Annotated in this window: 9 protein-coding genes; 6 read left to right on the forward strand and 3 right to left on the reverse strand. The window is 58.8% G+C overall.

The genetic code is table 11. The features are described from left to right. The first annotated feature begins 118 nt into the window (after nucleotides 1-118). A complete protein-coding gene (locus HMPREF3140_RS16795) occupies nucleotides 119-469 on the forward strand; it encodes a DUF2500 domain-containing protein (protein WP_004173989.1) in 351 nt (116 codons plus the stop codon). 13 nt (nucleotides 470-482) lie between these two features. Here the strand turns inward: HMPREF3140_RS16795 and HMPREF3140_RS16800 are convergent, their stop codons facing one another. Continuing rightward, complete coding sequence (locus tag HMPREF3140_RS16800; RefSeq protein ID WP_002920822.1) at nucleotides 483-758, reverse strand: DUF1145 family protein; 276 nt, start codon at nucleotides 756-758, stop codon at nucleotides 483-485. Then, nucleotides 748-1344 (reverse strand): 16S rRNA (guanine(966)-N(2))-methyltransferase, encoded by a 597-nt coding sequence (rsmD, locus tag HMPREF3140_RS16805; RefSeq protein ID WP_002920820.1) that lies wholly within the window; start codon nucleotides 1342-1344, stop codon nucleotides 748-750. Before rsmD ends, HMPREF3140_RS16800 begins: the two co-directional genes overlap by 11 nt. Nucleotides 1345-1526: 182 nt before the next feature. Here rsmD and ftsY point away from each other — a divergent pair, with 182 nt between their 5' ends. From ftsY to rpoH, 4 genes are all read left to right on the forward strand, one after another. Then, complete coding sequence (gene ftsY, locus HMPREF3140_RS16810; protein WP_004188286.1) at nucleotides 1527-3050, forward strand: signal recognition particle-docking protein FtsY; 1524 nt, start codon at nucleotides 1527-1529, stop codon at nucleotides 3048-3050. A gap of 2 nt (nucleotides 3051-3052) precedes the next feature. Further along, nucleotides 3053-3721, forward strand: a complete 669-nt coding sequence (ftsE, locus tag HMPREF3140_RS16815; RefSeq protein WP_002920817.1) for a cell division ATP-binding protein FtsE — start codon at nucleotides 3053-3055, stop codon at nucleotides 3719-3721. Continuing rightward, the gene (gene ftsX, locus HMPREF3140_RS16820) at nucleotides 3714-4769 is read left to right on the forward strand and encodes a permease-like cell division protein FtsX (RefSeq protein WP_004173994.1); all 1056 of its coding nucleotides are present in this window, start codon (nucleotides 3714-3716) and stop codon (nucleotides 4767-4769) included. The genes ftsE and ftsX overlap by 8 nt, the downstream gene beginning before the upstream one ends. A 269-nt stretch (nucleotides 4770-5038) precedes the next feature. After that, the gene (gene rpoH, locus HMPREF3140_RS16825; RefSeq protein ID WP_002920815.1) at nucleotides 5039-5893 is read left to right on the forward strand and encodes an RNA polymerase sigma factor RpoH; all 855 of its coding nucleotides are present in this window, start codon (nucleotides 5039-5041) and stop codon (nucleotides 5891-5893) included. Between the two features lie 52 nt (nucleotides 5894-5945). On the opposite strand, the gene HMPREF3140_RS16830 is transcribed toward rpoH, so the two are convergent. Then, nucleotides 5946-7469, reverse strand: coding sequence for a MocR-like pyridoxine biosynthesis transcription factor PdxR (locus tag HMPREF3140_RS16830; protein WP_004889407.1), 1524 nt, complete (start codon nucleotides 7467-7469; stop codon nucleotides 5946-5948). A 118-nt stretch (nucleotides 7470-7587) separates the two neighbouring features. On the opposite strand from HMPREF3140_RS16830, the gene HMPREF3140_RS16835 reads away from it, so the two are divergent. Next, nucleotides 7588-8853 (forward strand): 4-aminobutyrate--2-oxoglutarate transaminase, encoded by a 1266-nt coding sequence (locus HMPREF3140_RS16835; protein ID WP_004188289.1) that lies wholly within the window; start codon nucleotides 7588-7590, stop codon nucleotides 8851-8853. The last annotated feature ends 164 nt before the right edge of the window (nucleotides 8854-9017 follow it).

Below are 9017 nucleotides of genomic sequence, written 5' to 3' on the forward strand. Positions count from 1 at the left end.
GTTACGGATGCGTGATGCTACTACTCAGTGTAGTGGTTTGGCGTAGCAGATGACAATGTTATTCCCGACGCAGTATGCTGATTCCTGATATTTTTTATGGGTAACCCTAATGAGTAAAATGCCCCTCTTTTTTGTTCTGGTCGTCGCGGTGATTGTGGTGGCGGCTTCGTTTCGCTATGTCCAGCAGCGCCGTGAGAAACAGGCGAATGACGCCGCGCCGTTGCTACAAAAGCGGGTTATCGTCAGCAATAAACGGGAAAAAGTGATTAACGATCGGCGCTCGCGGCAGCAGACGGTGACGCCTGCAGGCAGTGAGATGCGCTATGAAGCGAGCTTTCGCCCCGAAAACGGTGGGCTGGAGGTGGTGTTTCGCCTTGACGCGCCGCAATATCACGCGCTGAGCGTCGGCGATCGTGGGATGTTGAGTTATAAGGGCACAGCGTTCGTGGCGTTTACGCCCGATCCCTGAGCCCTTTTCAGGACTATTTTTTCAGCGTCGCCTTCAGTTTTTTCTGCCAGGCCACGAGCTCAAACACGCCGAAAATAAAAATGCGGATTTGCTCAAAGCGGCTCAGCGGCGGCGCCTCTTTCGGCTGCGTCGCCTTGAGCAGCGTCAGCTGCAGACCGTGCATCAGGATCATGAAAATCAGCGCGACGTTGACAAAGATATTCAGCGGCTTCGGGAAGGGCTGAAACAGATTCAATAACAGAAAGGCCCAGACGCACAGCATCAGCAGGCGGCCTAAATTAATCAGCATGGTGCTCTCCTTGGGCCTCACGTTGGTAAAGACGGTAGGCGACCTGTCCGGCCACTTTTTCACGATACAATTGCCAGTTAGCCGGCACCGGCGGTAAGCCGTTTTCGACTTCGCTTTCGACGTACACCAGGGCCTCATCGGCCAGCCAGCCTTGTGTCTCCAGCAGACGTAGCGTCTCCTCCAGCAGCCCCTGACGGAACGGCGGGTCGACGAACACGATCTGGTGCGGGGTCCCCGGCTGGCTCAGGAAGCTGAGGGTGTTGGTGGTGATCACCTTGCCGCGATCCGCTTTCAGGGTGGCGAGATTTTTTTGCAGCTGCTGGGCTACGCCGCGCTCCATCTCCAGCAGCGTGGTGCTGGCCGCATAGCGGGACAGCGCTTCCAGCCCCAGCGCGCCGCTGCCGGCAAAGCAATCGAGGCAGTGCGCGTCAACAATGGACGGCGCCAGCCAGTTAAAAAGGGTTTCGCGAACCCGGTCGGTGGTCGGCCGCAGGCCCGGGCTCTCCGGCACCGGTAATTTACGGCCGCGCCATTGCCCGCCGATGATGCGGATCTGACCGCTGCCCGCGTGGTTTGGTTTTTTCATCTCTCTGCTCAAGTCTCAACTTCCAGCCTGCTATTCTAGCGATCGACGGCGGTTGACGAAACCTTAATCCGGGGGCGGTGCTGCGAGTTAAGTTAAGTGATAGACTATCCAACTAATTTCATCATTTTTTCAGCTTCTGATGAAGCTGCGCCATGAATAAACAGCGAGGAGTGTGGTCGCAAATGGCAAAAGAGAAAAAACGTGGCTTCTTTTCCTGGCTGGGCTTTGGACAGAAAGAACAGGCACAGGAAACCGAGACTGAGCAAAAAGTAGAAGAACAGCAAGCGGTTGCCGAAGAGATACCGGCGGTTGAAACCCCTGCTGAGCCGAGCGCGCCGAAAGCAGACCCGGAGGCGTTTGCCGAAGACGTCGTCGAAGTGACCGAGACGGTGGTCGAAAGCGAAAAAGCGCACCTCGCGGAGCCTGCCAGCGCGCAGGAAGAAGAGTGGGTGGAAACGCCTGTTCTGACCGAAGAAACGCCTGTTGTTGAACCGGAGCCCGCGGTCAGCGAACCGCCTGAACAGCCTGCGGTGGTTGAGCCGCTGGCGGAAGAGGTTATCGCCGAACCGGTGGTGGCGGAAGCCGTAGCAGAGCAGCCTGTGGAAGGCATCGTTGTCCAGCCGCAGGAGACAGAAGCGCCCGAAGAGGACGCGCCGTTAAGCGATGAAGAGCTGGAAGCGCAGGCGCTGGCGGCCGAAGCGGCAGAAGAGGCGGCGGTAGTGGTGCCGGCGCCCGAGGACGAGGCGCCGCTTGAAGCGCTGGCTCAGGAGCAGGAAAAACCGACAAAAGAAGGTTTCTTCGCCCGCCTCAAACGTAGCCTGCTGAAAACGAAGCAAAATCTCGGTTCCGGATTTATCAGCCTGTTCCGCGGTAAGAAGATCGACGATGATCTGTTTGAAGAGCTGGAAGAACAGCTGCTGATCGCCGACGTCGGGGTGGAAACCACCCGCAAGATCATTACCAACCTGACGGAAGGCGCCAGCCGTAAGCAGCTGCGCGATGCGGAAGCGCTGTACGGCCTGCTGAAAGAAGAGATGGGCGAGATTCTCGCCAAAGTAGACGAGCCGCTGAACGTTGAAGGCAAAACGCCATTTGTTATTCTGATGGTCGGTGTGAACGGGGTGGGGAAAACCACTACCATCGGCAAGCTGGCGCGTCAGTTTGAACAGCAGGGTAAGTCGGTGATGCTGGCGGCGGGGGATACCTTCCGTGCGGCGGCGGTGGAACAGCTGCAGGTCTGGGGCCAGCGTAATAATATCCCGGTGATCGCCCAGCACACCGGCGCCGACTCCGCCTCGGTGATTTTCGACGCCATTCAGGCGGCGAAGGCGCGCCATGTTGACGTACTGATTGCCGATACCGCCGGGCGTTTGCAAAATAAATCGCACCTGATGGAAGAGCTGAAGAAGATTGTCCGGGTAATGAAAAAGCTGGACGTCGACGCGCCGCACGAGGTGATGTTAACCATTGACGCCAGCACCGGGCAGAATGCTATTAGCCAGGCCAAACTGTTCCATGAGGCGGTAGGTTTGACCGGGATCACTTTGACCAAGCTGGACGGCACCGCCAAAGGCGGCGTGATCTTCTCGGTGGCCGATCAGTTCGGCATTCCGATTCGCTATATTGGCGTCGGCGAGCGTATTGAGGATCTGCGTCCGTTTAATGCGGGCGACTTTATTGAGGCACTTTTTGCCCGAGAGGATTAAGAATGATTCGCTTTGAACAAGTCAGCAAAGCCTATCTCGGTGGGAGACAAGCGCTGCAGGGGGTGACCTTCCACCTGCAGCCGGGCGAGATGGCGTTTCTGACCGGCCATTCCGGCGCAGGGAAGAGTACCCTGCTGAAGCTTATCTGTGGTATCGAACGGCCCAGCGCCGGGAAAATCTTCTTCAGCGGTCATGAAATCAGCCGTCTGAAGAGCCGTGAGGTGCCGTTCCTGCGCCGCCAGATCGGTATGATTTTCCAGGACCACCATTTGCTGATGGATCGTACCGTGTATGACAACGTAGCGATCCCGCTGATTATCGCCGGCGCCAGCGGCGATGATATTCGTCGTCGCGTCTCGGCGGCGCTGGACAAGGTTGGCCTGCTGGACAAAGCGAAGAATTTTCCCATTCAGCTCTCCGGCGGTGAACAGCAGCGCGTGGGAATCGCTCGCGCGGTGGTCAACAAGCCGGCGGTGCTGCTGGCGGATGAACCGACCGGCAACCTCGACGAGGCGCTCTCGGAGGGGATTTTACGTCTGTTTGAAGAGTTTAACCGCGTCGGGGTGACGGTACTGATGGCCACGCACGATCTGGGGCTTATCTCCAGTCGTCCGTACCGCGTGCTGACGCTTAGCGACGGCCATCTGCATGGAGGCATTCGGGGTGAATAAGCGCGACGCAATGAACCAGATTCGCCAGTTCGGCAGCAAGTTCGATCGCCTGCGCAACGCCGCGGGCGGCGGCGGCGGCGGGCGCAATGCGCCAAAACGGCCGAAAGCGGCGCCTAACCCGGCCTCGCGTAAGAGCAACGTATTCAACGAGCAGGTGCGCTATGCCTGGCACGGCGCGCTGCAGGATCTAAAAAGCACGCCGCTGGCGACCTTCCTGACGGTCATGGTCATCGCCATTTCGTTGACCCTGCCAAGCGTCTGCTACATGGTCTACAAAAACGTCAGCAGCGCGGCGTCCCAGTATTATCCCTCGCCGCAGATCACCGTTTATCTGGAAAAAACGCTGGATGACGATGCCGCGGCGCGGGTGGTGGGCCAGCTGCAGGCGGAGCAGGGCGTCGACAAGGTAAACTATTTGTCCCGCGATGAGGCGCTGGGGGAATTCCGTAACTGGTCTGGCTTTGGCGGCGCCCTGGATATGCTGGAGGAGAACCCGCTGCCGGCGGTCGCCATCGTGGTGCCGAAGCTGGATTTCCAGAGCACCGAGGCGCTGAATACCCTGCGCGATCGGGTAACGCGGATCCAGGGCGTCGATGAAGTGCGGATGGACGACAGTTGGTTTGCCCGTCTCTCCTCGCTCACCGGGCTGGTAGGACGCGTGTCGGCGATGATCGGCGTGCTGATGGTGGCGGCGGTGTTCCTGGTGATCGGCAACAGCGTGCGCCTGAGCATCTTCGCCCGCCGCGATACCATTAACGTTCAGAAGCTTATCGGCGCCACCGACGGCTTTATCCTGCGTCCGTTCCTCTACGGCGGAGCGATGCTGGGCTTTTCCGGCGCGTTTTTATCGCTGATCCTGTCGGAGATTCTGGTAATGCGCCTCTCGTCGGCGGTGACCGAAGTGGCGAAAGTCTTCGGCACCCAGTTTGAGCTGAGCGGCTTAGGCTTCGACGAGTGTCTGTTGATGTTGATCGTCTGCTCGATGATCGGGTGGGTAGCCGCCTGGCTGGCGACAGTGCAACATTTACGTCACTTTACTCCCGATTAATAAAAGCGTGATATAATCTTTCCCTGCTGCAATGAGTTCCTGTTCGCAGGGAAAGATACCGCAAGCTTGTTCCCCTTTTCCTGCCCTCACTTTTTCATCGTGGTGTCACATTTTGTGCGTAATTTATTCACACCGTTGCATGGAACTTGTGGATAAAATCACTGTCTGATACTAATGTGAGTGATATTCTCGTTGCTCATGAATGCTGGCATGCTTGTTGCCTGATGGGGACAAGAACGCGTCAGAAGATATCAATTGAGAGGATTTGAATGACCAAAGAAATGCAAACTTTAGCTTTAGCCCCCGTTGGTAACCTGGAATCGTACATCCGGGCCGCTAACACTTGGCCGATGCTGTCGGCTGATGAAGAGCGGGAGCTTGCTGAAAAGCTGCATTACCAGGGCGATCTGGAAGCAGCGAAAAAGCTGATTCTGTCTCACCTGCGCTTTGTTGTTCACATTGCTCGTAACTACTCGGGCTATGGCCTGCCGCAGGCGGATCTGATCCAGGAAGGCAATATCGGCCTGATGAAAGCCGTGCGTCGCTTCAACCCGGAAGTGGGTGTGCGCCTGGTCTCCTTCGCCGTGCACTGGATTAAAGCCGAAATTCACGAATACGTGCTGCGCAACTGGCGTATTGTGAAGGTCGCTACCACCAAAGCACAGCGTAAGCTGTTCTTTAACCTGCGTAAAACCAAACAGCGTTTGGGTTGGTTCAACCAGGATGAAGTGGAAATGGTGGCCCGTGAGCTGGGCGTGTCGAGCAAAGACGTCCGCGAGATGGAATCCCGTATGGCGGCCCAGGACATGACCTTCGACATGTCGTCCGACGATGAGTCCGACAGCCAGCCGATGGCGCCGGTCCTGTATCTGCAGGACAAAACGTCTAACTTTGCCGACGGCATCGAAGACGATAACTGGGAAGAGCAGGCGGCGAATAAGCTGACTGACGCGATGCAGGGCCTGGACGAGCGTAGCCAGGACATCATCCGCGCCCGCTGGCTGGACGAAGATAACAAGTCCACGCTGCAGGAACTGGCCGACCGCTACGGCGTCTCCGCAGAGCGCGTGCGTCAGCTGGAAAAGAACGCCATGAAAAAACTGCGTGCCGCTATCGAAGCCTGATACGCCACGCCTGCCTGATACCTGATATCAGGCTCCCCGATAACGCCCCGCCTCAGGTTGGGGCGTTTTGTTTTTCTGCGTCCTCCCGGAGCAGGAGCATCTGCGGGCAGTGCGTCTGCAGGCAGCCGAGTAAGACGCTGAACGCCGACGCCATCTGCTCTTCGGGCTGGCTGGCGAATCCCATCAGTAATCCTTTCTTGCGCGCCGCCGTCAGGTAGTAGCGCGACAGCGGCCGCACCAGAATGTGCCGCGCATTGGCCTCTCTGGCGATCGCCACATCGTCAGCCTCTGCGGGCAAATTGAGGATCAAATGCAGCCCGGCATTATCGCTGAAGTCAGACAGGGCGTACGGCATACAGTGCCGCTGGATAAGCTCAGTTAAAAAGGCGCGGCGACGGCTGTAGAGCAGCCGCATACGGCGGATATGGGCCGAATAGTGGCCGGCGGTAATAAACTCCGCCAGCGCCATCTGGATCAGCGAATGGCCGCCGCGGTAAAGCTCGGCATGGGCGTGCTTCAGGTCGCTGACCAGCGGCCGCGGGATCACCACGTAGCCCAGGCGCAGGCCGGGATAGAGTGTCTTGCTGAAGGTGCCGATATAGACCACCGGGGCGTCGGCGACCAGACCCTGCAGGGCGGGGATCGGCTGACCGGAAAAGCGAAACTCGCTGTCATAATCATCTTCGACGATCCAGCTCCCCTGCTGACGGGCGAGTGCCAGCAGGCGCTGGCGGCGCTCAAGGCTCATCACCGCGCCCAGAGGATACTGGTGGGAAGGCGTAACGAAGATCAGCCTCGGCGCATCGTCAACCGTCTCCGGCGGGCACAGGCCGTTGGCATCGACGGTCAGGGGCTCTGCCCGAACGTCGTTCATCGCCAGCACGTGGCGGATCCCCCAGTAGGAAGGCTCCTCCACCCACGCCAGATCGCCGTTATCACACAGCATGCGGGTGACCAGATCGATCGCCTGGTGGATCCCCTCGGTGATAAGAATTTGATCTGACTGACAGTGGACGCCGCGCGACACGCGCAGATAATCCACCAGCGCCTGCTGCAGTTCCGGAGTGCCGCCGTTGCAGCTATAGCTGAGCCGCTCCGGTTTGGGCCGACGGCTGATGCGGGCCTGGATCTTACTGAACAGCGGGTGGGGAAAGGCGTTAACGTCCGGCACGCCGGGTATAAACGCTCCCCACTGGCGCGGGCTGGCGCTGACCTGGCCGAGCAGATGCTGGCCTCGGCGTGAAAGATGCGCCGTCGGTGCCGCAAGACTGTTGTTTTCCCGCTCTTCTTTAGCCGTCAATGAGCTCTCAGGGGCGGTTTGGGCAACGAATGTTCCGCTTCCCCGACGGGAAACCACATATCCTTCCGCCAGCAATTGTTCATAAGTTGTTAATATGGTGTTTCTTGATACGCCGAGCTCGCCCGCCAGGTCCCGCGACGGCGGCAGACGGCTTTGCGGCGCCAGCGAACCGTCGAGGATCGCGCGGCGCAGCGCGTTATATAAGCGTTTGTGCAGAAGAGGATCCCGCTCTTCCTGCAGACGGACCAGCACCAGGTCACCCACCAGTGAACGCAATTGGATCCCTCAGATATTCAAAATTGGTACTCGATTATAGGGCCAACTCCTGTGTAAATAAACGACATCGTTTCTAATTTGTTGCGATAACGTGACATACACGACAGGAGATTCGCAGGTGAAAAGCTCAGAACTGAATCAACGTCGCCAGCAGGCGACGCCGCGCGGCGTAGGCGTAATGTGTAACTACTTTGTCGAGAAGGCGGAAAACGCCACGCTGTGGGATATCGAAGGCAATGAGGTGATCGATTTCGCCGCCGGGATCGCCGTGTTAAATACCGGTCACCGCCATCCGAAAGTGGTCGCCGCGGTAGCCGAGCAGCTGCAGGCGTTCACCCACACCGCCTATCAGATTGTGCCGTACGAAAGCTATGTTTCGCTGGCGGAGCGTATCAACGATCTGGCGCCAATTGACGGGCCGGCAAAAACGGCTTTCTTCACCACCGGCGCGGAAGCGGTCGAGAACGCGGTGAAAATCGCCCGCGCTTACACCGGTCGTCCGGGGCTGATTACCTTCGGCGGCGGTTTCCACGGCCGTACCTTTATGACCATGGCCCTCACCGGTAAGGTCGCGCCCTACAAAATCGGCTTCGGACCATTCCCGGGCTCGGTGTATCACGGCGTTTACCCCAATGCGGCGCATGGCGTGACCACCGCGGATGCGCTGAAAAGCCTGGAGCGCATTTTCAAAGCGGATATTGCGCCGGACCAGGTAGCGGCCATCATTCTCGAGCCGATCCAGGGGGAAGGCGGCTTTAACGTCGCGCCGGCCGATTTCATGCAGGCGCTGCGCGACCTGTGCGATACCCACGGCATTCTGCTGATCGCCGATGAAGTGCAGACCGGTTTCGCCCGTACCGGCAAGCTGTTCGCCATGCAGCACTATGAGGTGAAACCGGATCTGATGACGATGGCGAAAAGCCTCGCCGGCGGTTTCCCGCTGTCGGGCGTTGTCGGTCGCGCCGAGGTGATGGATGCGCCAGCCCCAGGCGGGCTGGGCGGAACCTATGCCGGTAACCCGCTGGCGGTGGCCGCGGCGCACGCGGTGCTGGATGTCATTGCCGAAGAGCAGCTGTGCCAGCGCGCTGAACAGCTGGGTAGCCATCTGCAGGAAGTGCTCAACCAGGCGCGCGCTACCTGCCCGGCGATCGTGGATGTCCGCGGCCGGGGGTCGATGGTGGCGGTGGAGTTTAACGATCCGCAAACAGGCGAACCGTCGCCGGAGTTCACCCGTCAGGTGCAACAGAAAGCGCAGGAGAACGGCCTGCTGCTGCTGAGCTGTGGCGTCTACGGCAACGTGATCCGCTTCCTGTATCCATTGACTATCCCCGACGCCCAGTTCTCGAAAGCGCTGGATATTCTGGCGCGCGTACTGAAGAGCTAACGTCTCCCCGGCGGGCTGCGGCGGCAGGGAAGCCGAACAGAAACAGGACGCCGCAGCCGGCTGTTTATGCTCAGCGTGAGTGGTTTATCACCCTGATATCACCTTTTTTCCGGCGGTGACAACCGCCGGAGTAAAACGGAATCTATGGTCACTCCCGTTTTTGC

Origin of the sequence: Klebsiella sp. HMSC16A12 (genome assembly GCF_001808265.1) — a bacterium.
GTDB lineage: Bacteria > Pseudomonadota > Gammaproteobacteria > Enterobacterales > Enterobacteriaceae > Klebsiella > Klebsiella pneumoniae.

What these genes read in the sequence shown, in the direction of transcription:
- HMPREF3140_RS16795 (WP_004173989.1), top strand. Translation starts at nt 119, where the DNA reads ATGCCCCTCTTTTTTGTTCTGGTCGTCGCGGTGATTGTGGTGGCGGCT.
- HMPREF3140_RS16800 (WP_002920822.1), bottom strand. Translation starts at nt 758, where the DNA reads ATGCTGATTAATTTAGGCCGCCTGCTGATGCTGTGCGTCTGGGCCTTT.
- rsmD (WP_002920820.1), bottom strand. Translation starts at nt 1,344, where the DNA reads ATGAAAAAACCAAACCACGCGGGCAGCGGTCAGATCCGCATCATCGGC.
- ftsY (WP_004188286.1), top strand. Translation starts at nt 1,527, where the DNA reads ATGGCAAAAGAGAAAAAACGTGGCTTCTTTTCCTGGCTGGGCTTTGGA.
- ftsE (WP_002920817.1), top strand. Translation starts at nt 3,053, where the DNA reads ATGATTCGCTTTGAACAAGTCAGCAAAGCCTATCTCGGTGGGAGACAA.
- rpoH (WP_002920815.1), top strand. Translation starts at nt 5,039, where the DNA reads ATGACCAAAGAAATGCAAACTTTAGCTTTAGCCCCCGTTGGTAACCTG.